This window comes from Actinosynnema sp. NPDC037264, assembly GCF_055603705.1.
Map to the genome: position 1 here is coordinate 255238 of NZ_JBVJVK010000002.1, position 25278 is coordinate 280515.

Below are 25278 nucleotides of genomic sequence, written 5' to 3' on the forward strand. Positions count from 1 at the left end.
TCAGGTCCAGTCCCAGCGCAAGCCGACGACGCCGGGCCCGAAGTCCAGCGCGACCGCGTACGCGTAGCCCCACGTGTCCACCGGGGTCTCGCGCACGTCGGTCGGTTCTCCACCGGTCAAACCGGTCGTGAATTGCTCGCACCGCGCGGGTCGGCACCGCGAGTCGTACCGGACCTCCAGGACGTACTCGCGAACGGGGTGGCGGAAGCGCCGCGAGTGGGTGTTGTCGAACGTGGGGTGGTGCGGCGCGACGTGGATCAGCTCGTACTCGACGGCCGTCCGCTCGCCCCGGCGCAGCGGGCGGTCGAGCAGCAGTTCCGCGACCATCAGACCGTTGCGCGGGTCGGCGGAAACCCGCCCCAGTCTGCACGAGCGCAGGGTGCCGATGACCGGCAGCGGGTCGCCGGGCAGCCGGGTGTCGTAGCCGAGCAGCACCCGGTCGACGCCCGAGCGCTCGGCCCGCAGCACCTGCCGCGAGCGCACCCGGCGGGTGCTGCCGTCCATCGCGAGCTCCACCTGGTCGCGCAGGCTGAGCCGGGTGAGGTCCTGGTCGGTGCTGGTGTCGATGTCGGCCAGCAGTTCCGCGATGGTCGCGTAGTCGCTCTCGCCGACCCAGCCCTCCGGGCCGGACACGCGGGAACGGGGTCGGGCCTTGCCGCGTGGCCGCGGCGGTCCGAGCAGCGAGCTGAGCCCGCCCGCGCCGACGTCCAGGATCTCCTCCAGGTGGCTGACGGCGGTGAGCGAGTCCGGTCGTTCGGGCCGCCTGCGGCCGGACTGCCAGTAGCTCAGCGCGGCGATGCTGACCGCCACGCCTCGCGTCCGCAGCTTGTGCTGGATGCGTTCCAGGCTGAGCCCTTTGGCGCGGATCGCCGCACGCAATGCGTCCGCGAAGGGGTCGGCCCCCGCATCGATCCGTCGGGGATCGCGCGTCCGCGATTCCGGTCCGACGACTGGCGTAGGCATCTTCGCTCCGTTCTCCCAAGGACAAGGCGAGCGACGTTATCGTGCGAAATCGCCGGGGCGGTACAGCCGATCGGGTTTCCCGCCCTGAATTTGACCGAATCGGACCCGCAAATCCGGTCGGCTGTGGAATCCTTGAATTCTCATTAACAGCGTGGCGCGCCGGGGGTGTGAAGATCCCGGCTACCGCGATCGCCGCACCGCGCTCGGTCATTCGGTCCTGTCCCGGTACGCGCCCCGGCCCATGGCCTCGCGCACCTGGGGTGATGCACGGCACACTCCTCCCGGCGCGGGCTTCGACACCGGTCGCAATCCCCGGCGCCCGCGACCGTTCACGACCGAGAGCGGAACCCCTATGCCGAAGCTCACGTTGACCACCGGGGCAATACTCGCGTCACCGGTGTCGTCGCTGGTGGCGGACCCGGGGTCGGCCGGCGGGGGTGTCATCCGCCCGGTCCGCACCGCGGATCGCCGGTCCAACGGTTACATAGTCACCCCGGAGAACTTCTCCGTGTTGGCGTCGAACACGCCCACCTCTCGTTTCGATCGAGCCGTCGGCCGTATTTTCTCCACAGCGTTGAATCGCTTCTCAATCACGTTGTCCGGCGCGCCGCACGTGCATCTCCGCCGTAGTGCGGTTCCGGCCGGGTTGACATCGCGCCGACCTCCGTGGTGGTTCCCCGAACCGACTCCGGCACGGACACCCACCGCCCGCGCCGAGTTCGGCACACTGGCAGCCCCGCGCGTGATCCGCGCCGGGGACCCCCTTACCCCGCAGAGGAAAGCGCTATGCGAAAGCTCTTACCGGGCGTCGCCGTGGCCGCCTTGACCGTCACCCTGCTCGCCGCGCCCGCCCACGCCGAGGGCGCCGTCCTGCACGCCGGCTCGTCCACGGCGGTGCCCGGCAGCTACATCGTCAAGCTCAAGGACCTCGCCGCGGCCGACGCCGTGACGCGCCGGCTGGCCGGGCGGGTGACCCGCGAGTACCCCGCGTTCGGCGGCTTCGCCGCCTTGCTCACCCCGGCGCGGGCCCGCCGGCTCGCCGCCGACCCGGCGGTGGCGTACGTCGAGCAGGACCAGGTCGTGCGCGCGCACACCACCCAGACCAGCGCGCCGTGGGGCCTGGACCGGATCGACCAGACCGCCCTGCCGCTGGACACGACCTACGGCTACACCTCCACCGGCGCGGGCGTCACCGCGTACGTGATCGACACCGGCATCCGGGTCACGCACGCGGAGTTCGGCGGCCGGGCCGCGCACGGCCACGACGTCGTGGACAACGACTCCGTCGCCCAGGACGACAACGGCCACGGCACGCACGTCGCGGGCGTCATCGCCGGCCGCACGTACGGCGCGGCCAAGGGCGCGCGGGTGGTGGGCGTGCGCGTGCTCAACGGCCAGGGCAGCGGCACGGTCGCCGGCGTCATCGCGGGCGTGGACTGGGTGCGGCTGAACGCGAGCCGTCCCGCCGTGGCGAACTTCAGCCTGGGCGGCGGGGCGTCCACCGCGCTCGACGACGCGGTGCGGCGGCTGATCGCCTCCGGCGTCACCGCGTCCGTCACCGCGGGCGGCAGCAACACCGGAGTCGGCTCCACCTCGCCCGCCAGGGTCGCCGAGGCGATCACGTCGGGCGCCCACACGCAGACCGACGCCAGGGCGCCGTTCTCCAACTACGGACCGGGCGTGGACCTGTACGCGGCCGGCGTCGGCATCACGTCGGCGTGGCACACCGGCGACACCGCCACCAACACGCTCAGCGGCACGTCGATGGCGACCGGGTTCGTCACCGGTGTCGCCGCCCGGTACCTCCAGGTCGACCCGGGCGCCCTCCCCGCCCTGGTGCAGACCGAGCTGACCCGCCCCGGGCCGGTGCCGTGGGGCGGCCGGCTCCTGCACTTCCCGCCCACGCGCTAGCAGCCCAACCTCCTCACCCTGCGAAGGAACAGCCATGCGCACACTGCTGTCCGGCCTGGGCGTCGCCGCCCTCGCCGCCGTCACCCTCACCGCGCCGGCGCACGCCGAAGGCGCCGTGCTGCACGCCGGCTCGGCCACCGCCGTGCCCGGCAGCTACATCGTCAAGCTCGAGGACGTCGCCGCCGCGGGCGCGGTCGCCGCCCGGCTCGACGGCCGGGTCACCCGGGAGTTCCCGTCGCTGCACGGCTTCGCCGCGACGATGACCGCGACGCAGGCCCGACGCCTCGCCGCCGACCCGGCGGTGGCCTACGTCGAGCAGGACCAGGTCGTGCGGGCGCACACCACCCAGACCAACGCGCCGTTCGGCCTCGACCGGATCGACCAGCGCGCGCTGCCGGTCGACGGCACGTACAGCTACACGTCGACGGGCCTGCGCACCCGCGCGTACGTGATCGACACGGGCATCCGGGCCACCCACACCGAGATCGCGGGCCGCACGTGCCCCGGCTACGACGCGGTCGACAACGACACCGTGCCGCAGGACGACAACGGTCACGGCACGGCCATCGCGTCCCTCATCGCGGGCCGCGTGAACGGCGTCGCCAAGCAAGCGGTGGTGTGCGGCGTCCGGGTGCTCAACGGCTCGGGCGGCGGCACGACCGCGGGCGTGATCGCGGGCATCGACTGGGTGGCGCGCAACCACGTCAAGCCCGCCACGGCCAACCTCAGCCTGGGCGGCGGCGCGTCCACCGCGATGGACGACGCGGTGCGCCGGCTCATCGCCGCGGGCGTCACGGCGTCCGTCACGGCGGGCGGCAGCGCCTCCGACGCGGCCAACTACTCGCCCGCCCGCGTCCGGGAGGCGCTCACCTCCGGCGCGGCCACCAGGACCGACACCCGGGCCACGTTCTCCAACTACGGCTCGGTGGTCGACGTCTACGCGTACGGCATGAACATCACCGTCGCGTGGAACACCGGCGACACCGCCACGAACACGCTCAGCGGCACGTCGTTGGCCACGGCGTACGTCACCGGCGTGACGCTGCGGTTCCTCCAGCTCAACCCCGCCGCCACCCCCGCGCAGGTGCACTCGGCGGTCGTCTCCGAGGCGACGCCGCTGTCGTGGGGCCGACTGCTGTACTGGTCGCCGACCCGGTGACCTACTGCTCGGCCAGGTGAGCCGGCGGCGCCGACGACGGGGCGAGCTCGTGGCGCATCACGAGCTCGCCGCCGTCCACCTCGCCGGTGTCGGTGAAGCCGAACGCCGCGTACAGGCCGCGGGCCACCGCGTTGCCGGGCACCACGCTCAGCACCAGCTCGGTGCGGCCCTCCGAGCGCGCCACCTCGGCGATCGCGGCCAGGCCCTTCCGGCCGAGGCCGCGGCCCTGCGCGCGCCGGTCGACCATGAACCGGACGATGTGCAGCGCCTCGGGCCGGTCGCGTTCGAGCAGGGTGAAGCCGACCAGCTCCTCTCCGCTGACCAGCGCAAGAGGTTGCAACTTCGGGCGGTGGATCCAGGCGTCCGCGATCGACTTGAGGTTCGTCGCGACGAACGCCCGCTGCTCCTCATGGACCTCCAGGCCGATGACGGCCCGGTAGTTGTCCTCGGTGACCGGTTCCAAACGCATGTCCGGACGGTAGCGCCGCGGTCACGCGACCGCGCCCGGATTATGGGAACACGCAGGTCAGGCGGTTTATTGACGCTGAGCGCTCAACTGGCAAATGTTCACACTTCCGAGTTAACACCCTGGTTGCCTACGGTGATGACTGTCAGCGAGGGCAAGGTGGCCCAACGTCACCCCCGAGCCCTGCACAGCTCCTCGGGGTGGGTTGGGGTCACCGTCGAAGAACGGAATCCCGCATGCGACAGTCACGACAGGTCCGGTTCCTGGCCGGGGTCGGGGCGACGGCGCTCGTCGTCACCGCGTCCTCCCTGTTGGCCGCCCCGGCGCAGGCCGCCGAGGGCGAGATCCGCGCCGCCGACGCCGCGAACAAGGTCCAGAACCACTTCATCGTCAAGCTCAAGGACGGCTCGGCCGCGTCCGCCCAGAGCCTGGCGGACCAGTACGGCGGCCACGTCGACACCGTCTACCGCAGCGCGCTGAACGGCTTCGCCGTGTCGCTGCCCGAGCAGGCCGCCAAGCGGCTCGCGGCCAACCCGGCCGTCGAGTACGTCGAGCAGGACCAGGTCTTCACGATCCAGGCGACGCAGACCAACCCGCCGTCGTGGGGCATCAACCGCGTCGACCAGCGCAACCTGCCGCTGGACACGTCCTACAGCTACACCTCGACCGGCAGCGGCGTGAACGCCTACGTCATCGACACCGGCGTCCGGATCACCCACACCACGTTCGGCGGTCGTGCGCGCAACGGGTACGACGCGGTCGACAACGACAGCGTCGCGCAGGACGGCAACGGCCACGGCACGCACGTCGCGGGCACCATCGCGGGCAGCCAGTACGGCGTCGCCAAGGGCGCGACGATCTACGGCGTGCGCGTGCTGAACAACGCCGGCAGCGGCACCCTCGCCGACGTGATCGAGGGCATCGACTGGGTGACCGCGAACCACGTCAAGCCGGCCGTGGCGAACATGAGCCTCGGCGGCGGCGTGTCCACCACGATCGACGCGGCCGTGCGCCGCTCGGTCGCCGCCGGCGTCACCTACGCCGTCGCGGCGGGCAACAGCAACGCCAACGCGTCCAACTACTCCCCGGCCCGCGTGGCCGAGGCCATCACGGTGGGCGCGACCACCAACACCGACGCCCGCGCCAGCTACTCGAACTACGGTTCGATCCTGGACATCTTCGCGCCGGGCTCGTCGATCACCTCGGCGTGGCACACCAGCGACACGGCCACCAACACCATCAGCGGCACCTCGATGGCGACCCCGCACGTCGCCGGCGCGGCGGCCCGCTACCTGCAGGGCGCCCGCACGGCGACCCCGGCCCAGGTGTCGAGCTACCTGGTCGGCCAGTCGACCGCGAGCAAGGTGACCAACCCGGGCAGCGGTTCGCCGAACCGCCTGCTCTACCTGGCGCCCAGCGCCTGATCCGCATCACGTCCGAACCGGGGCCGTCCCTGCGGGGGCGGCCCCGGTCGCGTGTCCTCCACCTGCGCGTTCAAGGTTTGCTCACCGTTCGTTCAGCGCCCTCTGCGCATACTGGTGCCGCGGCGGCCCACGGCGTCCATAGGTGGTGGCGCAGGGGGGAGGGCCGCCGCGTTCACACGTAGATCGACAGCGCCAGCGACACCACCCAGCAGGCGCCGATCACCTGGAGCACGTGGTCGCGCAGGGCGATGCGCTCGGGCTCTCCCGCGCCACCGTCGTCCACGTCGACCGCGTACCGCAGCACGGCCACCACGAACGGCACGATCGACAGCATCGCCCAGCCGGAGTCGTAGTCGGCGCGCTCGCGCATCTCGAACGCCCACAGCGAGTAGGCCAGGATCATGATCGCGGCGGCGGTGGCCCAGACGAACCGGAGGTAGCTGGCCGAGTAGCGGCGCAGCGACGCGCGGATCTCCGCGCCCGTCCGCTCGTAGAGCACGATCTCGGCGTACCGCTTGCCCGCCACCATGAACAGCGAGCCGAACGCCGTCACCAGCAGGAACCACTGCGACAGCGGGATGCCGGCCGCGATGCCGCCCGCGATGGCGCGCAGCAGGAACCCCGACGCCACGATGCACAGGTCGATCACCGGCTGGTGCTTCCACCCGAGGCAGTAGCCCAGTTGCGCGGCGCAGTAGACGCCGATCACCACGGCCAGCGGCGGGCCGGAGACCAGGGAGACAGCGACGGCCGCGACGAACAGCGCCGCCGCCGCCACGTACGCCGTGCGCGTCGAGACCACGCCGGCCGCGATCGGGCGGCACCGCTTGGTCGGGTGCGCGCGGTCGGCGTCCACGTCGATCGCGTCGTTGACCAGGTACACCGCGGAGGCGGCCAGGCAGAACGCGACCAGGGCCAGCCCGGTGTCCAGCAGCACCGCCGGCTCGCCCAGGCGGTTCGCCGCGAACGGCGCGGCCAGCACGAGGAAGTTCTTCACCCACTGGTGCGGCCGGACCGCGCGGACCAGGCCGGTGATCGCGCCGGTGCCTCGCGCGGTGGTGCTGCCCGGTTCACCGGTCTCGTTCAGCTCGCCGGTGTCGCTCTTCTGGCCGGTGTCGCTCATCTCGCCGCTCCGTCCAGCTTGCGGCCGACCAACCGCCCGAGCACCGCGCCCAACGCCGCGCCCGCCGCGACGTCGGTGGGGTAGTGCACGCCGAGCACCAGCCGGGACAACAGCATAGGCGGCACCAGCACCGGTTCCAGCCGGCGACCGGTGAGCCGCGAGAACAGCACCGCGGCGGCGGCGGTCGACACGGCGTGCGCGGACGGGAAGCTGAGCCGGCTGGGCGTGCCGGCCAGCACGGCGACGGACTCGTCGGCCGGCCGCGGCCGCCGGACCACGCGCTTGACCGCGATGGCGACCGCGTGCGACCCGGCGACCCCGGCGGTCGCGACCAACCAGTCCCGCCGCCGCCCCCGGTCCACGGCCGCGCCCGCGAGCCCCAGCGCCAACCACCCCGCGCCGTGCTCGCCGAACCACGACAACCCGCGCGCCGACGCCACCACCAGCCGGTGGCCGAACGCACCCTGCACCTGGTTCAGGACGGTGATCTCGGCAGACCTGGCGGCCCTCCGGCGATCGGCGGCGGGGCGCGCGGTGGTGTGGGCGGTCATCCCGGCACCTGCCCGGGGCGGAGGGTGGTGCCGCAGTGGCCCCGGGGCGCGGCGAGCCGCACGCCCTCGGCCCGGGCCAGGTCGGTCCGGAGGTAGTCGCGCAGCCGCGCCAACCGCGCCGCGTCGGGGACGGCGTCGCGGCGCACCCAGTCGCGCGCGGCCGGCCCGGTCGAGAGCAGGTGGTAGTCCGCCGCCATCCTCGGGTCGTCCGCGATGCCGGTGAGCCGCGACCACTCGCCGTGCGAGTGGATGAACGTCGGCTTCACCCGGTCGAACACGTAGTCCCGGACGCCGGCCATGTCCCGCGCGCCCCACAGGTCCGCGAGCCTCGGCTCGGCCAGCCCGACCAGGTCGACCACCGCCAGCCTCGACGTCAACGCGGTGCCGCCGATGTCCGGCAGCACCACGGTGGGGCGCGCGGCGCCGAGCACGTCCGCCAGCCCGTTGAACCCGCGCCCGAACGTCTCGGCCACCAGGCACATCGGCACCGTCGGGTCGGCGCGGAACTCCCGCGCCGAGGCGGTGAACCGGGCCGCCGTCGGCAGCACCGCGACGGCCAGGACCACCGACAACACCGCACGCCGCCGGGCCGTCCCGCGCCCCAGCACCCGCGCCACGGCGAACACCGCGACCAACGCGCCCAGCACCCACACGGGCGTGGCGAACCGCAGCTGCCCCATCCAGTCGGGCTCCAGCACCGCGAACGCGAGCAACGACAAGCCGAACGGCACCAGCAGCGCGACGAGCGCCGACCCCAGCCGGGAGCCCCGTGCCAGCGCCAGCCCCACGCACAGCGCCACCACCAGCACGGCCAGGGCGCCGGCGTACTGCACCACCTCGCCGACCCGGGTGAACCCCGCGAGGGTGGGCGGGGCCTGGCTCTTCGCCGCCGCCGGCAGCGCCAGCCACCGGCCGAACTCCACCCGCCGCCACGCCACGTAAGCGCCGAACGGCACCAGGAACACCGCCGCGGACAACGCCACCGACCGCACCGCCGCCGCCGACCCGGCCCGGCGCGCCGTCAGCAGCACCAGCAGCGGGTACGCCCCGGCGTAGATCAGCCCGTCCGGCCGGGTCAACGCCGCCAGCGCGACCAGCGCGCCGGCCACCGCCGCCACCCGCCCGGACAGCAGCCGGTCGTCCAGCACCGCCGTGCACAGCACCACCGCGAGCCAGCACGTCGCCAGCGCGTACAGCGGGTTCTCCAGCCCGGAGAACACCCAGACCACGAACGACGGCACGGCCGCCAGCACCGCGCCGAACGCCACCGTCACCAGCCCCGGCCGGCGGAACACCCGGCGCGCGGCCGCGTGGCACGCCAGCAGCACGCCCGCGCAGCACAGCACCGCGAGGACCTTGGGGAACAGCACGTAGTCCGGCACGCCGAAGAGCGCGCCCCGGTCGAACAACCCGACCAACCGGCCCAGCGCGAGCAGCGCCAACCACGCCGGGTTCGAGTACGCCTCCGTCGGCTCCGCGCCCGGCTGCAGCACCGAGCCCGCGCCGTCGGTGATCGTGCGCGCGTACGCGAACGTGATCGCCGCGTCGTCGACCAGCCAGTGGCCGTACAGCGCGCCGTGCGAGGCGATCAACGCCGTGCCGCCCGCCACCGGCAGGACCCACCGGGCGCGGCGCGCGGGTCGTGCGGCGGGCGCGTGCCCGGTGACGCGCTCGGGCGCGGTCGTCGCGGTCACGTCGGCAACCGCCGGAACACGGCGCGGGGCAGGTGCCGCAGCGCCGACATCACCAGCCGCAGCGGCGCGGGCGCCCACACCAGCTCGCGCCGGTCGCGGACCGCGTCCACGACCACCCGCGCCACCTGGTCCGCGGTGCTCGACAACGGCGGCGGGCGCAGGCCGTCGGTCATCCGGGTGTGCACGAACCCCGGCCGCACCACGGTGACGGTGACGCCGTGCGGGCGCAGCGCCTCGCCCAGCCCCTGGTAGAACGCGTCCATCCCGGCCTTGGTCGAGCCGTAGGCGAAGTTCGACCGCCGCACCCGCTCGCCCGCCACGGAGGACAGCGCGACGATCACGCCGTGCCCCTGCGCGCGCAGCCGCTCGGCGAGCCCGACGCCGACCGACACCGCGCCGGTGTAGTTGACCTCCGCCAGCTCGACCGCCGCCTCGTGGTCCTGCCAGGCGCGCTCGGCGTCGCCCAGCACCCCGAACGCCACCAGCGCCACGTCGATCCCGCCGTCGGCGAAGGCCTTGTCCAGCACGGCGGGGTGACCGCCGACGTCACGCGCGTCGAAGTCCACCGCCGTCACCGGCACGCCCGCCGCCGCCAGCTCCGCCACCGCCGCGTCACGCCGGGGTGAGGGCCGGGCGGCGAGGACCACGCGCGGCTTGCGGGTGGCGGTGTAGCGCCGGACCACCGCCAGCGCGATCTCGGACGTGCCGCCCAGCACGAGCAGGCTCTGGGGTGTGCCCACCGCGTCGATCACAGGTTCAACCTCCTGGACATGTCGGACGCGAAGACGCCGTCCGGGTCGACCGAGGCGCGCACCGCGCGCCACTCTTCGAATCGGGGGTAGCCGCGGCGGACGGCCTCGGCCGTGGTCCGCGACTCCTTGGCCAGGTAGTGCCGCCCGCCCGCGTCGAGCACCAGGCCGTCCAGCTCGTCGCACAGCTCGGCGAGGCCGGGCCGGATCGGCAGGTCCACGCACAACGTCCAGCCCGGCACGGGGAACGACAGCGGCGCGCGGTTGCCCGGTCCGAACCGCTTGAGCACGTTCAACGCCGACACGTGGCCGGACGAGGCGATCCGCTCCACCACCCGCCGGATCACGTCGACCGCGGCGAACGGCACCACGAACTGGTACTGCAGGAACCCGCGCGGGCCGTAGCCCCGGTTCCACTCGCCGATCACGTCGAGCGGGTGCAGGAACTTCGTGATGTTCTGCACCTGCCCGGACCGCGTGGGCGACTTGCGGTACCAGAGCTCGCTGAACGCCCGGCCGGTCGCCCGGTTGAGCAGCCCGGAGGGCAGCACGTCCGGCACGGTGAACAGCCGGGGCGCGTCGAACGCCAGCGGGTCGCGGCGCAGCTTCGCGGGCAGGTCGTCCAGCCGCGCGTGGTTCGCCCTGGTCAGCACGCCCCGGCCCAGCCGCGGCCCGGTGGCGGTGGCGTCGAACCACGACACCGACTCGGCGTAGCGGTCGTCGTCGGCGGACTGGCGGGCCAGCAGGTCGTCCAGGTTGTCCACCTGCTCGGTGTCCACCACGAAGTAGGAGGTCTCCACCGGGACGACGCTCAGCGTCGCGCGCAGCACCACGCCGGTCAGGCCCATGCCGCCGACGGTCGCCCAGAACAACGCCGAGCCCTCCCCGTCGGGGGTGAGCGTGCGGACCGAGCCGTCCGCGGTGAGCAGGTCGAGCGACCGCACGTGGTCGCCGAAGCTGCCCACGACGTGGTGGCCCTTGCCGTGCACGTCGGCGGCGATCGCGCCGCCCACGGTGACCTGGCGCGTGCCGGGCAGCACCGGCGGCCACAGCCCGAACGGCAGCAGCGCCCGCATCAGGGCGTCCAGCGAAACGCCCGCCTCCACGTCGACCAGGCCGTCGTCGACCGCGACGCCGCGAATGCGGTCGAATCGGGTCATGTCCAGCACGACGCCGCCCGCGTTCTGCGCCGGATCGCCGTAGCTGCGGCCGAGGCCGCGGGCGATCACCCCCCGTTCGCGGGATTCTTTCACGATATTCGCGACGGCCTCGAAATCACGAGGGGAAACGACCCGCGCGACCGTCGGCGCGGTGCGACCCCAACCGGAGAGCCTGACTAGCATCGGCGCAGACTAACGGACACTGGTATTCCATCCGAGAGGTGTCGAAACGGTGGTGCGAAACGGCGGCGCGACCCGTCAGGCGATGATGTTCGTGCTGGTGGGAGCGCTCTGCGCGGGGCTCGACTACGGGACCTACAGCACACTTCTCGCATTCGGGGCGTGGGTGCACGCCGCCAAGGCGGTCAGTTTCACGATCGGCACCACGGCGGCGTTCTTCCTCAATCGACGGTTGACGTTCGGTGTCCCTGCCGGGGGTGTGCGGCAGGTGGCGGGGTTCGCCCTGCTGTACCTCAGCACATTCATCGCCAACGTATTGGTCAACGCGCTCGTATTGCACCTGTTGCCACCCTTTCGGGTGGAATATGCGGTGGCGTGGCTGATCGCGCAGGGCGTGGCCACGGCCGTCAACTTCGCCGGCCTGCGCGCGGTGGTCTTCCGCGTCGGGAAACCTGGTGGCGTCGGGCACCGGGTCGTTGGCTAGCCTTGACGACCAGCCGTCAGCCGAGCTGACCCCCAGAAGCAGCGAACACCGAGGAGAGCAGTTCCCGTGATGCGCACGCACGAGGCCGGGAAGCTCCGCGCCGAGCACGCCGGGCAGTCCGTCACCCTGACCGGGTGGGTGGCACGCAGGCGCGATCACGGTGGCGTGATCTTCATCGACCTCCGGGACGCCTCCGGCGTGGCCCAGGTCGTCTTCCGCGAGGGCGAGATGGCCGAGCGCGCGCACAAGCTGCGCTCGGAGTACGTGGTCAAGGTCGTCGGCGACGTGACCCGCCGCCCCGAGGGCAGCGAGAACCCCGAGCTGGCCACCGGCGACATCGAGGTCTACGCCAGCGAGCTGGTGGTGCTCAACGAGGCCGCCCCGCTGCCGTTCCAGCTCGACGAGCACCTGGAGGTCGGCGAGGAGGCCCGCCTCCGGCACCGCTACCTCGACCTGCGCCGCACCGGGCCGGCCAAGGCCATGCGGCTGCGCAGCGAGGCCAACCGGATCGCCCGCGAGGTGCTGCACGCCGAGGACTTCGTCGAGGTCGAGACGCCGACCCTGACCCGCTCCACCCCCGAGGGCGCGCGCGACTTCCTGGTGCCCGCCCGCCTGCGCCCCGGCTCCTGGTACGCGCTGCCGCAGTCGCCGCAGCTGTTCAAGCAGCTGCTCATGGTCGGCGGCCTGGAGCGGTACTACCAGATCGCCCGCTGCTACCGCGACGAGGACTTCCGCGCCGACCGGCAGCCCGAGTTCACCCAGCTCGACATCGAGATGAGCTTCGTCGAGCAGGACGACGTGATCGCGCTCGGCGAGAAGATCGTCTCCGCGCTGTGGAAGGACCTGGCCGACCACGAGATCGCCCGGCCGTTCCGCCGCATCTCCTACGCCGAGGCCATGGCCAAGTACGGCACGGACAAGCCGGACCTGCGCTTCGACCTCGAGCTCACCGAGCTGACCGAGTACTTCAAGGACACCCCGTTCCGGGTGTTCCAGGCGCCGTACGTGGGCGCGGTCGTCATGCCCGGCGGCGCGTCGCAGCCCCGCCGCACGCTCGACGCCTGGCAGGAGTGGGCCAAGCAGCGCGGCGCCCGCGGCCTGGCGTACGTGCTGGTCCAGGAGGACGGCACGCTCGGCGGCCCGGTCGCCAAGAACCTCTCCGACGCCGAGCGCGACGGCCTGGCCAAGGCCGTCGGCGCGAACCCGGGCGACTGCGTCTTCTTCGGCGCGGGCGACCCGGACGGCGCGCGCGCCCTGCTCGGCGCGGCCCGCGTGGAGATCGCGCACCGGGTCGGCCTGATCGACGAGAACGCCTGGTCGTTCGTGTGGGTCGTGGACTTCCCGATGTTCGAGGCGGTCGACAAGATCGGCGACGACGTGGCGGTGGGCAGCGGCAAGTGGACCGCGCTGCACCACGCGTTCACCTCGCCGACGCCGGAGTGGATCGACCGGTTCGAGGAGGACCCGGGCAACGCCCTGGCCTACGCCTACGACATCGTCTGCAACGGCAACGAGATCGGCGGCGGGTCGATCCGTATCCACCGCGCGGACGTGCAGCAGCGGGCGTTCCAGGTCATGGGCATCACGCCCGAGGAGGCGCAGGAGAAGTTCGGCTTCCTGCTCGACGCCTTCTCCTACGGCGCGCCGCCGCACGGCGGCATCGCGTTCGGCTGGGACCGGATCGCCATGCTGCTCGGCGGGTACGACTCGATCCGCGAGGTCATCGCGTTCCCGAAGAGCGGCGGCGGCTACGACCCGCTGACCGCCGCGCCGGCGCCGATCACCGCGCAGCAGCGCAAGGAGGCGGGCGTCGACTTCAAGCCCGCGCCCGCGGAGAAGCAATAGCACCGTGCTGCACCTGCGCGCCATCTGCCCGGTCGAGCGCACCGACGCGGTGCTGGCCGCGCTGCGACAGGACCCCGGCGTGACGCACGTCGTGGTCCTGCGCGGCGCGGCCGTCGACCCGGCGGGTGACGTGGTGGAGGCCGACGTCGCGCGGGAGGCCACCGACGGCGTCGTGTCCGCCCTGTGCGACCTCGGCGTCGACCGCGACGGCGGCGTCACGCTGGAGCTGATCGACACCGCGCTGTCCGACGCGGCCGACCGCGCCGAGGAGGCCGCGCCCGGTGACGCGGCCGACGCCGTGGTGTGGGAGGAGCTGCTGTCCCGCACCGGCGAGGAGTCGCGGCTCAACGCCACGTTCCTGTCGTTCCTGACCATCGCGTGCCTGCTCGCGGCGGTCGGCGTGGTGACCGACTCGCCGATCACCATCGTCGGCGCGATGGTCGTCGGGCCGGAGTTCGGCCCGCTGGCCGCGATCGCGGTCGGGCTGGTGCTGCGGCGCTGGGACCTGGTGCGGCGCGCCGCGCTGGCGCTGGCGGCCGGGTTCCCGGTGGCCATGGCGATCACCGCGGGCGGCGCGTTCGCGGGCTCGTTCACCGACCTGTTCGACCGGGACATGGTGCTGTCCGCGCACCAGGTCGACTTCGTGTTCCAGGTGGGGCCGTTCTCGTTGATCGTGGCGCTGCTCGCGGGCGCGGCCGGGATGCTGTCGATGACGTCGGCGAAGTCCGCGGCGCTCGTCGGGGTGTTCATTTCGGTCACCACGGTGCCCGCCGCCGGCTACGCCGCGCTGGCCGCCGTTCTCGGTGAGTGGGACATATGTCTCCAGTCGATTGCACAACTCGCGGTGAACCTCGTCGGCATCGTGGCGGCGGCGGCGCTGGTCCTGGCGTTGCGCAACCGCCGGGCGCGGGTCCGGGACCTGGGACGACCGCTCGCCGACGGTTGACCCGGCGCTGATTTCCACAAAAGGTGGAACGGCCGGACCGTGAGCACTACCGTCACGGTGCCCGGACGGGTTCTGTCAGATCGGTCGCCACCGGGAGTAGGGTCGGAGGAGATGAGCGTGGAGATCACCGCCGGCCCGCACGACATCGACGACGCTGCCCCCTCCGAGCTCGACGACGCGGTGGCAGCGGCCCAGTCGGTGTTGAGCAAGAGGTTCGGCGCACCGGTTCGGCTGGCCGACCCCGAGGACCTCGGGGGTGCCGGCCGGTCCGTGGTCGCGCGCGTCCGGGTGGCCCACACCCCGTTCTCGCTGCCCCGCACGCTGGTGGTCAAGCGCTACCCCTCGCCGGTGGCCGACCGCGACCCGTTCGCGCACGAGGTGGTGAGCCACAAGCTGCTCACCGCGCTGCCGTCCGAGGAGCGCCTCACCCCCGAGCTGGTCGCGCAGGACAACGCCAAGCGGCTCGTCGTGCTCGAAGACCTGGGCAAGGCGCCGCGGCTGGCGGAGAAGCTGCTCGGCTCCGACGCGCGTGCCGCCGAACGCGGCCTGCTGTCGTGGGCGCACGCCATGGGCCGGCTGCACGCGACGACCGCCGGGCGTGACGCGGACTTCGACGCGCTGATGCGCCGCCAGGGCGCGCAGTGCTGCGCCGACCCGATCGTGGTGGACGTGCACACGGCGTTGGCCGGGCTGCCCGAGCTGCTGTTCGACTCGTTGGAGGTCGACACGCCCGACTCCGTGCGCGCGTTCGCCGAGCAGGCCGTGCGGGGGTTCGTCACGTCCCGCCGGCGGGCGTTCAGCCCGTCCACGTCGTGCCCGGACAACCACCTCGTGACCAGCAAGGGCGTCCGGTTCCTCGACTTCGAGGGCGGGTGCGTGCGCGACATCGTGTTCGACGCGGCGTGCCTGCGGGTGCCGTTCCCGTCGTGCTGGTGCGCCTACGGGCTGCCCGCGGGCATGTCGGAGGCGATGGTCGCGGCGTGGCGGGCCGAGGTGTCCTCGGTGTGGCCGGACCTGGACGACGACGCGGTGTTCCTGCCGCGGCTGCTGGAGGCGCAGCTGCTGTGGGTGTGGCTCGGCACGTGGCGCGGGCTGCCGGGGCTGGACTCGTCGCTGCCGTCGGGTCACCGGCCGTTGGACTCGCCGCCGCGCGTGGTCGTGCTGACGTCCCGGTGGGTGCGGTTGCGGCAGGACGCGCTGGCGGCGGGCGCGAAGCACATCGCCGCGCACGCCGACGAGGTCATCTCGGCGCTGGTGTCGCGGTACGGCGCGCGGGCCGCGGAACTGCCGCTGTACCCGGCATTCCGATAGCGTTGGGCTGTTCGTCCCCGTCGCGTCACGTGGCTGCGCGATCGTTCCGGTGTGGCCAAGACGGTGCGCACGTTGGTGGTCCTCGGTGACTCGACGACGGTGGGCGTGGGCGACCCCGTGCCCGGTGGGTGGCGCGGCGTCGGCCCGCTGCTCGCGGCGGCGCTGCCGCACGCGCGGTACCTGAACGCCTCGTTCACGGGTGCGCGGGTGGCCTCGGTGCGGCACGAGCAGCTGCCGGAGGTCCTGCCCGCGCGGCCCGACGCGGCCGTGCTGCTGGTCGGCATGAACGACACGCTGCGGTCCGACTTCGACGCCCGGCAGCTCCACCTCGACCTGGACGCGATCGTGGGCGCGCTGGTTTCGGTCGGCTCCGCCGTGGTCACGGTGCGGTTCCACGACCACAGCCGGGTGTTCCGGTTGCCGGGCGCGTTGCGGCGGGCGTTGCGGGCGCGGATCGCCGAGCTGAACGGGATCATCGACGCGGTGGTGCGGCGGCACGGGATCGAGTGCGTCGATTTGGACCGGATGGAAGGCGCGTACTCGGTGCAGACGTGGGCGGTCGACCGGCTGCACCCGTCGGAGTCGGGGCACCGGCGGCTCGCGGCGGCGTTCGCGGCGCGGTTGGCGCGGGCCGGCTGCGAGGTGCCGGGCCGGGTGTCCCTGGTCTGCACGGGCGGGCTCAAGGTGACGCCGCTGCACCACGCGGGCTGGCTGGTGGTGAAGGGGATCCCGTGGCTCTGGCGGCGTGGCCGCGACCTGGTCCCCTACGCGGCCACCATCGTGTACCGCTCCTGGGCGGGCCTGCCGGAGCCGCCGCGCTACGTCGTCGACCCGTCCGGTGCGGAGGCGGTGGCCGTGACGACCACCGCCCCGCCCGGGTGGCGTCAGCCGAGCTTGTAGACGGTCGACCCGCCGATCGTCTCGGCCGCGTAGTTCGCCGCCACCCACTCGCTGATCTCGTTGTCGCCGCGCGGCCCGCCGCCCATGCCGCCGCCGGAGACGAAGTAGCCGATCCGGCCGTCCGCCACGTACTGCCGGAACTCCTCCAGCGTGGGCGCGGGGTCGCCGCCGCTCCAGCCGCCGATGCCGATCACGGCCTTGCCCGAGGACAGCGAGAGGTCCGCCGCGCTCTGCGCGCTCACCGTCGCCGCCGCCCACGTGCCGGTGGTGGCCTTGAGCAGCTCGATCACCTCGGCGGAGGTCTCACCCAACGGGCCACCGCCCAGCTGGCTCGCGTAGGACGGGGGACCGGACATCGGGATGGAGCCGGAGTGCGGGGTGGCGGCCGTCGCCACGCCGAACGCCGCGGTGGAGAGCACCGAGGTGGCCAACGCGAGCGCGGCGACCCGGCGCACGCCCATCACGACCGCCGTGGCCACCAGCACGGTCAGCGCCGCCACGACCCAGCGCAGCGCGGGCAGCCACTCGCCGAACCGCTGGAGCAGCGCGAAGCCCCAGAACCCGGCGGCGGCGACCATCGCCGCCAGCGCGACGCGCACCGGCAGGTGCGCCCGGCCGCGCCACAGCTCCCGGCCGGCGATGGCGACGAGCGCGGCGACGCCCGGCGCGACGGCGACGGTGTAGTAGGGGTGCGAGATGCCGCTCATGAAGCTGAACACGATCCCGTTGCCCACCACCCACAGGCCCCACATGACCAGGGCCGCGCGGGTGCGGTCGGTGCGCGGCAGCCGGCGGGTGAACCACAGCCCCGCGACCACCCCGACGAGCGCGGCCGGGAGCAGCCACGAGATCTCGGCGCCCATGCTCGCGCCGAACAGCCGGCCGATGCCGGTCTCGCCGCCGAAGCCCAGGTTGGCGTTGCCGCCGCCCGCGATGACGCCGCCGCCACCGCGACCGCCGAAGATCCGGCCCAGGCCGTTGTAGCCCATGGCCAGCTCCCACAGCGAGTCGTCGTCCGACCCGCCGATGTACGGGCGCGACTCGCGCGGCCACAGCTCGACCAGCGCGATGAACCACCCGGCGGACACGACCACGGCCAGACCCGCGCCGAGCAGGTGCAGCAACCGCTTGGGCAGCGTGGTCGGCGCGGCGAGCAGGTAGGCGGCGGTGAACGCGGGCAGCACCAGCAGCGCCTGCCCCATCTTGGCCAGGAACGCGAACCCGACCGCGACGCCCGCCAGCGCGAGCCACCGGCCGGAACCCTTCTCCAGCGCGCGCACGGTGCAGTACGCGGCGGCCACCATCAGCAGCACCAGCAGCGCGTCGGGCAGGTTGAACCGGAACATCAGCACGGCCACCGGCGTCACCGCGAGCGCCGCGCCCGCGATCAGCCCGGCCACCGCGCCGGACGTGCGCTTCACCGTGGCGTACAACAACCACACGGCCAGCACGCCCTCGATCGCCTGCGGCGCCAGCACGGTCCAGCTGGAGAAGCCGAAGACGCGGGCGAACAGCCCGCTCACCCACAGCGCGGCGGGCGGTTTGTCGACGGTGATCACGCCACCGGCGTCGAGGCCGCCGAACAGCCACGCGGTCCAGCTCTGCGCGCCCGCCTGGGTCGCGGCGGCGTAGTAGGAGTTGCCCCAACCGGACGCGGTGATGTTCCACAGGTACAGCACCGCCGTGCCGGTCAGCAGCACGACCAGCGCGGGCGTGGTCCGGTTGCGGCCCGGCGGCGCCTTGGCGGTGGGTGCGGGCGCCGTCAGGGTTGCGGTGGTCATGGAAGGGTTCCCTAGGGTCGACGGTGTGGTCATGGAGTGGTCTCCGCGGCGCGGCGCGGCCGGAAGACCCAGTTGCGCAGCAACAGGAAGCGCAGCACGGTGGCGAGGAGGTTGGCGCCGACGACCGCGACCAGCTCGGCCGGGCCGCCGGGCGCGGCGAACAGGTGTAGCAGGGCCAGCGAGCCGCTGGTCAGGGCGAGGCCGAGGCCGAACACGAGCAGCCCTTCGAACTGGTGGCGGCCAGCGCCGCGCCGGCCGCGCACGCCGAAGGTGAACCGGCGGTTGGCCGCGGTGTTGGCGATGGCGGTGACCAGCAGCGCCACCAGGTTCGCGCCCTGCGCGCCGAGCCCGCCGCGCAGCGACACGAACAGCAGCAGGTAGGCCAACGTGCTGATCACGCCGACCGCGGCGAACCGGACCAGCTGCCGGAACAACCCGGCGGGCACGCCCGGCGTCCGCGGTTCCAACGGCTGCCTCCCCAGCTGTGCCCGGAGCTCGCCGATCGGGATCCGCCCGCTCACCAGGCCGCGGGCCACCCGGACGACGCCTTTCAGGTCGGCCACGGCGGTCGACACGAGGTCCACCCGGCTGTCCGGGTCGTCCACCCAGTCCACCGGCACCTCGTGGATGCGCGCGCCGGCCCGTTCGGCGAGCACCAGCAGCTCGGTGTCGAAGAACCACCCGGTGTCCTCGACGTGCGGCAGCAGCCGCCGGGCGACGTCGGCCCGGATCGCCTTGAACCCGCACTGCGCGTCGGTGAACCGGGTGGCGAGCGCGCCGCGGAGGATCAGGTTGTAGCAGCGGGAGATGAACTCGCGCTTCGGCCCGCGCACCACCCGCGCGCCGCGGGCCAGCCGGCTGCCGATCGCCAGGTCCGAGTGCCCGGAGGTCAACGACGCCACCAGCGGCGCGAGAGCGGCCAGGTCGGTGGACAGGTCCACGTCCATGTACGCCAGCACGGCGGCGTCCGACGCGGTCCAGACCGCTTTCAGCGCCCGGCCGCGTCCCTTCTCCGCCAGGTGGACCGCGGTCACGCCGGGCAGCTCGCGGGCCAGCTCGTCGGCGACGGCGCGCGTGCCGTCCGTGCTCGCGTTGTTCGCGATGGTGATCCGGAACGTGTGGGGGAAGGTCTCGGTGAGGTCGGCGTGCAGCTTGCGCACGCACGGTGCGAGGTCGCGTTCTTCGTTGTACACGGGCACCACCACGTCGAGCACGGTGGTCGTCGTGAGCGTGGTCATGAGCTCACCCTCGGGCGCTTGGCTGGGCGGCTCGTGTGTCATCGCTGTGCGCCGGCTGTGAGGTCGTAGACGTCGACGCCGTCGACGGTCGTCGCGGTGAACGCCTCCGCCACCCACTCGGCGATCCGCTGGGACGCGTCGCTGCCCGTCTCGGCCGGCATCAGGGCCCCGCCGAGGAAGTAGTGGATCCGTCCACTTCGGACCAGCTCCTGGAACTCCGCCAGGGTCGGCGCGGGATCGGTGCCGTTGAACCCGCCGACGGCCATCACCGGCGCACCGCTGCCGAGCTGGTAGCCGGCCGCGTTGTTGGAGCCGACGGCCGCCGCCGCCCAGGTGAAGCCCTCGCTGCCGCGCAGCAGCGCCACCAGCTCGTCGCCCGGCGTCGGCGCGTTGAGCAGCCCGCCCATCCCGCCACCGCCGGCGCGGACGTTGTTCGTCGCCCCGCCGGGGCCCATGATGACGAGCCCGCCGGGTCGGTTCGAAAGCGCCGGACCGGCGCTGGGGATCGCGCCGGAGTGCGGTGTCGCGGCCGTCGCCATCGAGTAGGCCCCCGGCCCGAGCAGCGCGGCGACGACGGCGACCGGCACGACCACGGCGGCGGGCGCGGAGGCGGCGAGGAACAGGCCCACCGCCCCGACCAGGCCGAGGACCAGCACGACCGCGGCCAGCGGGGCGGACCAGTCCAGCAGCAGCAGGTAGCACTGCAGCGCGGTCACGGCCAGCGCGCCGGACAACGCCGCCGCCGCCACGGGATCCTGCCGCCTGCGCCACAACGCGACCGCGCCGATCCCGGTCAACGCGCCGACCGCGGGCGCCAGCGCGACCGTGTAGTAGGCGTGGATGATGCCGTTCATGAAGCTGAACACCACGGCGGTGACCACCAGCCAGCCGCCCCACAGCGCGAGCCCGACCCGCTCGGTCGCGCGTCCGGTCCACCACCCGGCGACCAGGAGCACCAGCGCGGTCGGCAGCAGCCAGGCGATCTGACCGCCCATCTCGTCGCCGAGCAGCCTGGCCCACCCGCCCGAGCCCCGACCGCCGCCGCCGACGCTGCCGATCTCCTCACCGGTCAACCGGCCGAGACCGTTGTAGCCCAACGCCAGCTCCAGCACGCTGTCCGCCTGCGAGCCGCCGATGTAGGGCCGTGACCCGGCGGGTGTCAGCTCCACCGCCAACACCCACCAGCCACCGGCGACGACCACCGCGCCCAACGCCGCGCCCAGGTGCCAGACCTTGCGCAGCAGCGGGGCCGGCGCGAACGCCAGGTACACCAACCCGAACGCGGGCAGCACCAGGAACGCCTGGAGCATCTTCGCCAGGAACGCGAACCCCACCGCCACGCCCGCCAAGACCAGCCAGCGCACCGAGGCCTTCTCGGTGGCGCGGACCGTGGCGTACGCGCCCGCCACGAGCAGCAGCAGCATCAACGCGTCGGGGTTGTTGAACCGGAACATCAGCACCGCCACCGGCGTCAGCGCCAGCACCGCGCCCGCGATCAGCCCGGCCGCCTCACCGGCCGCGCGGCGCACGGCGGCGGGCAGGAGCCACACGCTCGCCACGCCCATCAACGCCTGCGGCACCAGGATGCTCCAGGCGTTGACGCCGAACAGCCGGGCCGACAGACCCATGACCCAGGTCGCCGCGGGTGTCTTGTCGACGGTGATCGCGCCGGCCGGGTCGGTCGCGCCGAAGAACCACGCGTGCCAGCTCTCGGCGCCGGCCTGCGCGGCGGCGGAGTAGTAGGCGTTGGCCCAACCGGAGTCGCCCAACCGCCACAGGTACAGCACCGCCGTCCCGGCCAGCAGCAGCAACAGGGGGAGTCTCGCTCGCATGGGGCCGAGCCTGTCGGCGAACCCTGGGCGGTCCTTGTGCCCCGGCTGTGAGCGGGCTGTGCGCGATCACGCCCCCGGGCGGGTCACCGCGGCAGGTGCACGGTGAACGTGGTCCGGCCGGGCCTGCTCGCCAGCCGCACGGTCCCGTCGTGCGAGGCCACCACGGCGGCCACGATCGACAGGCCGAGCCCGGTGCTGCCGGCCGCGCGGGACCGCGACGTGTCGCCCCGGCTGAACCGCTCGAACACCTCGCCCTGCCGGTCGGGCGGGATGCCGGGGCCGTCGTCGCTCACCGACACCCGCACCCCACCCTCCACAGTGGACAACGTCGTGATGACCGTGGTGCCCGGCGGCGTGTGCGTGCGCGCGTTGGACAGCAGGTTCGCCAGCACCTGGTGCAGCTTGTGCGCGTCACCGGTCACCTCGACGGCGTCGGGCGGCAGCTCCAGCCGCCACTCGTGCTCGGGACCGGCGATGCGGGCGTCGCTGACCGTGTCGACCACCAGCCGCGACAGCTCCACCGGGTCGCGGGCCAGCGGACGTCCCGCGTCCAGCCGGGCCAGCAGCAGCAGGTCCTCCACCAGCGACGTCATCCGCACCGCCTCGGACTCCACCCGCCGCATGGCGTGCCCGATCCGCGGCGGCACCTCGTCGGACGTGCGGCGGGTCAGCTCGGCGTACCCGCGGATCGCGGCCAGCGGGGTGCGCAGCTCGTGGCTCGCGTCCGCGACGAACTGCCGGACCCTGGTCTCGCTGGCGTGCCGGGCCTCCAGCGCGCTGCCCACGTGCCCGAGCATCCGGTTCAGCGCCAGGCCGACCTGGCCGACCTCGGTGCCCGGGTCGGCGTACTCGTCGGGCACCCGCTCGGCCAGCGCCACCTCGCCCTCGTGCAGCGGCAGCTCGGCCACCCGGCTCGCGGTCGCGGCGACCCGTTCCAGCGGGCGCAGCGTGCGGCGCACGATCAGCGCGCCCGCCAGGCTCACCGCGACCAGCCCGGCCAGCGCCACGCCGCCGAGGATCCAGCCCATCCGCCGCACCGTGGCGTCGACGTCGGCCATCGGCAGCCCGGTGATCACCTTCGTGCCGGTCGGGGTGGTGGTGGCGATCATCCGGTGGTCGCCCAGCTCCTCGCCCAGCCACACCGTGCGCGGCCGGCCGTCCGCGGGCACCTCCTCGGCCAGCGCGGTGACGTCGGTCGACAGCCTGGTCCGGTCGCCGCTGCCCCGGGCCAGCCGCTCGGCGTTGGTGCCGCCGTCGGGGTGCTTGATCAGCACCAGCGTGCCCGGACCGAACCCGGGCTGGTCCAGCGGGTCGGCCAGGCCCGGGAACGGCGGCGGCGGCACGTCCCGCCGCACCCTGGTCGTGGTGTCGACCAACTGGTCGTCCAACCGGGCGATCAGGGTGTCCCGCAGCGCGAACCCGGTCGCCACGCCGATGATCGCGCACACGACCGCCAGCAGCACCACCTGGGCCGCCACCAGCTTGGTCCGCAGCGGCCAGCCCGCCGTCCGCGACGGGCGCTCAGGCGGAGGGCTTGAGGACATAGCCCGCGCCCCGCATCGTGTGGATCATGGGCGTTCTGCCCGCGTCGATCTTCTTGCGCAGGTAGGAGATGTACAGCTCGACGATGTTGGCCTGCCCCCCGAAGTCGTAGCTCCACACCCGGTCCAGGATCTGCGCCTTCGACAGCACCCGCTTGGGGTTGCGCATCAGGAACCGCAGCAGCTCGAACTCGGTCGCGGTGAGGTCGATCGCGACGCCGCCGCGGCGCACCTCGCGCGTCTCCTCGTCCAGCACGAGGTCGCCGACCACCAGCTCGGTGCCCGCGCCCGCCTCGGTGACGCCGGTGCGGCGCAGCAGGCCGCGCAGCCGCAGCACGACTTCCTCCAGGCTGAACGGCTTGGTCACGTAGTCGTCGCCGCCCGCGGTGAGCCCGGCGATCCGGTCCTCGACCGCGTCCTTGGCGGTGAGGAACAGCACCGGCAGGCCGGGCAGGTCCGCGCGCAGCCTGCGCAGCACCTCCAGCCCGTCGAAGTCGGGCAGCATCACGTCCAGCACCACCACGTCGGGCCGGAACTCGCGCGCGACCCGGACGGCGGACGTGCCGTCGAGCGCGGTGCGGACCTCCCAGCGCTCCATCCGCAACGCCATGGACATCAGCTCGGCCAACGTGGACTCGTCGTCCACCACGAGGACCCGCACCGGACTTCCGTCCGGGCGGCGGAGTTCAGGGGACGTCCCCGAAGCGGACACTGGGCGCATGCTCCGATCCTGGACCCGGCGGTTGAGCCGGACCTGTGCCGCTCCTGTGTACCACCTGTGAACCCGCCCGACCGGCCGCGGCGCACGCACAGGCAGCGCCCAACGGCCGCACAGCCGGCTCACAGGCTCGCCCGAGACGGTGGTCGCCATGACTACCGAAACCGAGCAGCACCCGACCTGGGGTGAAGAGCCGCCGCCGCAGGCCGCCGCTGCGGGAACCGGCTGGAACGGCCGCAAGAGCCTCGCCGCCGTCGCGATCGCCCTCGGCATCGCCGCCGTCGGCGGTGGTGTCATCTACGCCGCGAGCAACTCCGACGCGGCCCGGGGCATGGGCGGGCCCGGCGGGTACGGGCGGGCCAACGGCGGCCTGGTGATCATGGGCGGCCCGTTCGGCGACACCCAGCACGGCGAGTTCCAGAACGGCGAGGTCACCGAGGTCGGCGACTCCTCCATCACGGTGAAGAGCGCCGACGGGTTCAGCGAGACCTACCTGGTCGACGACGACACGCAGGTCAACGGCGGCCAGGGCGACCTCGACGACATCGCCGCGGGCGACGTCGTGACGGTGATCGCCGGTGAGCCCACCGGGTCCGCCGACGGCAAGGCCACCGCGGACAGCATCATGGAGGGCAACATGATGCGCGGCGGGCCGCAGCAGAAGCAGGGCGACGGCCAGCCGCCCGCCAGGCAGGGCGGCCCGACCGACCAGCAGGGGACCCCGCCGACCCGGTAGAACTACGGCATGACCCGACTGGCGCTCTCGGCACTGCTGGCAACCCTGGTCCTGTTCGGGGCGTCGCCCCACGCGCACGCGCACACCGAGCTGGTCTCGAGCGACCCGGCGAGCGGCGCGTCGCTGGCGCAGCGGCCCACGCTGCTCACGCTGACGTTCACCGAGCCGGTGCCCGCCGAGAGCGCCGAGGTCACCGTCATGGCCGTCGACGGCAGCGCCTGGCCGACGGGCGAGGTCACCGCCGACGGCGCGAAGCTGACCGTGCCCCTGCTGGAGTCCTCGGCGCCCGCCGGGCAGCACACGGTGACGTGGCGGGTCGAGTCGCTGGACGGCGACTTCGTCGACGGCACGTTCGCCTTCACGGTGACCGCGCCGCCGGCGCAGCAGCCGCCGGCCGCCACGACGCCCCGACCACCTCGTCGACCACCGCCGCCACCGGCTCGGTGGCCACGCTCACCCAGTCGACCACCCGCGCGCCAGACCCGGCCGCCACCCCCGGCGCCGACGACGACGGCGGCGTGCCGCTGTGGGTGTGGATCCTGATCGTGGCGGTGCTGTCGGTGATC

22 protein-coding genes are annotated in these 25278 nt (G+C 73.5%); 10 read left to right on the top strand and 12 right to left on the bottom strand.

The window, feature by feature from the left end:
- Positions 1–810 (bottom strand): hypothetical protein, encoded by an 810-nt coding sequence (locus ACZ7GX_RS03665; RefSeq protein ID WP_498772452.1) that lies wholly within the window; start codon positions 808–810, stop codon positions 1–3.
- A gap of 939 nt (positions 811–1749) precedes the next feature.
- Here ACZ7GX_RS03665 and ACZ7GX_RS03670 point away from each other — a divergent pair.
- Positions 1750–2874 carry a S8 family peptidase gene (locus ACZ7GX_RS03670; protein ID WP_498772454.1) on the top strand — a complete coding sequence of 375 codons (1125 nt, stop codon included), beginning with the start codon at positions 1750–1752 and terminating at the stop codon, positions 2872–2874.
- 34 nt (positions 2875–2908) lie between these two features.
- On the top strand, positions 2909–4033 hold the full coding sequence (locus ACZ7GX_RS03675) for a S8 family peptidase (RefSeq protein WP_498772456.1): 1125 nt from the start codon (positions 2909–2911) through the stop codon (positions 4031–4033).
- A 1-nt stretch (position 4034) separates the two neighbouring features.
- Here the strand turns inward: ACZ7GX_RS03675 and ACZ7GX_RS03680 are convergent, their stop codons facing one another.
- Positions 4035–4502, bottom strand: a complete 468-nt coding sequence (locus ACZ7GX_RS03680) for a GNAT family N-acetyltransferase (RefSeq protein ID WP_498772458.1) — start codon at positions 4500–4502, stop codon at positions 4035–4037.
- Positions 4503–4735: 233 nt separating this feature from the next.
- Between ACZ7GX_RS03680 and ACZ7GX_RS03685 the strand changes: the two genes are divergently transcribed.
- Complete coding sequence (locus ACZ7GX_RS03685; protein ID WP_498772460.1) at positions 4736–5923, top strand: S8 family peptidase; 1188 nt, start codon at positions 4736–4738, stop codon at positions 5921–5923.
- A gap of 172 nt (positions 5924–6095) precedes the next feature.
- Here the strand turns inward: ACZ7GX_RS03685 and ACZ7GX_RS03690 are convergent, their stop codons facing one another.
- From ACZ7GX_RS03690 to dprE1, 5 genes are read right to left on the bottom strand one after another with little or no spacing between them, the layout of a single operon-like run.
- Positions 6096–7046 (bottom strand): decaprenyl-phosphate phosphoribosyltransferase, encoded by a 951-nt coding sequence (locus ACZ7GX_RS03690; RefSeq protein ID WP_498772462.1) that lies wholly within the window; start codon positions 7044–7046, stop codon positions 6096–6098.
- A complete protein-coding gene (locus ACZ7GX_RS03695; RefSeq protein ID WP_498772464.1) occupies positions 7043–7597 on the bottom strand; it encodes a phosphatase PAP2 family protein in 555 nt (184 codons plus the stop codon). Before ACZ7GX_RS03695 ends, ACZ7GX_RS03690 begins: the two co-directional genes overlap by 4 nt.
- On the bottom strand, positions 7594–9291 hold the full coding sequence (locus ACZ7GX_RS03700; RefSeq protein WP_498772466.1) for a hypothetical protein: 1698 nt from the start codon (positions 9289–9291) through the stop codon (positions 7594–7596). Before ACZ7GX_RS03700 ends, ACZ7GX_RS03695 begins: the two co-directional genes overlap by 4 nt.
- Positions 9288–10043: a decaprenylphospho-beta-D-erythro-pentofuranosid-2-ulose 2-reductase gene (dprE2, locus tag ACZ7GX_RS03705; RefSeq protein ID WP_498772468.1), complete on the bottom strand. Its 756-nt coding sequence runs from the start codon at positions 10041–10043 to the stop codon at positions 9288–9290. Before dprE2 ends, ACZ7GX_RS03700 begins: the two co-directional genes overlap by 4 nt.
- Positions 10040–11383, bottom strand: coding sequence for a decaprenylphosphoryl-beta-D-ribose oxidase (gene dprE1, locus ACZ7GX_RS03710; RefSeq protein ID WP_498772470.1), 1344 nt, complete (start codon positions 11381–11383; stop codon positions 10040–10042). The genes dprE2 and dprE1 overlap by 4 nt, the downstream gene beginning before the upstream one ends.
- Positions 11384–11432: 49 nt before the next feature.
- On the opposite strand from dprE1, the gene ACZ7GX_RS03715 reads away from it, so the two are divergent.
- From ACZ7GX_RS03715 to ACZ7GX_RS03735, 5 genes are all read left to right on the top strand, one after another.
- Positions 11433–11864 (top strand): GtrA family protein, encoded by a 432-nt coding sequence (locus ACZ7GX_RS03715; RefSeq protein ID WP_498772472.1) that lies wholly within the window; start codon positions 11433–11435, stop codon positions 11862–11864.
- Between the two features lie 66 nt (positions 11865–11930).
- A complete protein-coding gene (gene aspS / locus ACZ7GX_RS03720) occupies positions 11931–13709 on the top strand; it encodes an aspartate--tRNA ligase (protein WP_498772474.1) in 1779 nt (592 codons plus the stop codon).
- Between the two features lie 4 nt (positions 13710–13713).
- Positions 13714–14655 (top strand): DUF389 domain-containing protein, encoded by a 942-nt coding sequence (locus ACZ7GX_RS03725; RefSeq protein WP_498772476.1) that lies wholly within the window; start codon positions 13714–13716, stop codon positions 14653–14655.
- Positions 14656–14766: 111 nt separating this feature from the next.
- The gene (locus ACZ7GX_RS03730; protein ID WP_498772478.1) at positions 14767–15966 is read left to right on the top strand and encodes a hypothetical protein; all 1200 of its coding nucleotides are present in this window, start codon (positions 14767–14769) and stop codon (positions 15964–15966) included.
- Positions 15967–16017: 51 nt separating this feature from the next.
- Entirely contained in the window at positions 16018–16866 is an 849-nt protein-coding gene (locus ACZ7GX_RS03735) for an SGNH/GDSL hydrolase family protein (RefSeq protein WP_498772480.1), read from the top strand.
- Here ACZ7GX_RS03735 and ACZ7GX_RS03740 read toward each other — a convergent pair.
- The 5 genes from ACZ7GX_RS03740 to ACZ7GX_RS03760 form a co-directional block, all read right to left on the bottom strand.
- Positions 16851–18647 (bottom strand): glycosyltransferase family 39 protein, encoded by a 1797-nt coding sequence (locus ACZ7GX_RS03740; protein WP_498772482.1) that lies wholly within the window; start codon positions 18645–18647, stop codon positions 16851–16853. The two genes, ACZ7GX_RS03735 and ACZ7GX_RS03740, sit on opposite strands and share 16 nt — an antisense overlap.
- A 29-nt stretch (positions 18648–18676) precedes the next feature.
- Positions 18677–19885 carry a bifunctional glycosyltransferase family 2/GtrA family protein gene (locus ACZ7GX_RS03745; RefSeq protein ID WP_498772484.1) on the bottom strand — a complete coding sequence of 403 codons (1209 nt, stop codon included), beginning with the start codon at positions 19883–19885 and terminating at the stop codon, positions 18677–18679.
- A 38-nt stretch (positions 19886–19923) separates the two neighbouring features.
- Entirely contained in the window at positions 19924–21717 is a 1794-nt protein-coding gene (locus tag ACZ7GX_RS03750) for an ArnT family glycosyltransferase (RefSeq protein WP_498772486.1), read from the bottom strand.
- An 83-nt stretch (positions 21718–21800) separates the two neighbouring features.
- The gene (locus ACZ7GX_RS03755) at positions 21801–23261 is read right to left on the bottom strand and encodes a sensor histidine kinase (protein WP_498772488.1); all 1461 of its coding nucleotides are present in this window, start codon (positions 23259–23261) and stop codon (positions 21801–21803) included.
- On the bottom strand, positions 23239–23979 hold the full coding sequence (locus tag ACZ7GX_RS03760) for a response regulator transcription factor (RefSeq protein ID WP_498772490.1): 741 nt from the start codon (positions 23977–23979) through the stop codon (positions 23239–23241). The genes ACZ7GX_RS03755 and ACZ7GX_RS03760 overlap by 23 nt, the downstream gene beginning before the upstream one ends.
- Positions 23980–24127: 148 nt before the next feature.
- Here ACZ7GX_RS03760 and ACZ7GX_RS03765 point away from each other — a divergent pair, with 148 nt between their 5' ends.
- The gene (locus tag ACZ7GX_RS03765) at positions 24128–24712 is read left to right on the top strand and encodes a hypothetical protein (RefSeq protein ID WP_498772492.1); all 585 of its coding nucleotides are present in this window, start codon (positions 24128–24130) and stop codon (positions 24710–24712) included.
- 9 nt (positions 24713–24721) lie between these two features.
- On the top strand, positions 24722–25255 hold the full coding sequence (locus tag ACZ7GX_RS03770) for a copper resistance CopC family protein (protein ID WP_498772494.1): 534 nt from the start codon (positions 24722–24724) through the stop codon (positions 25253–25255).
- Positions 25256–25278 lie beyond the last annotated feature (23 nt).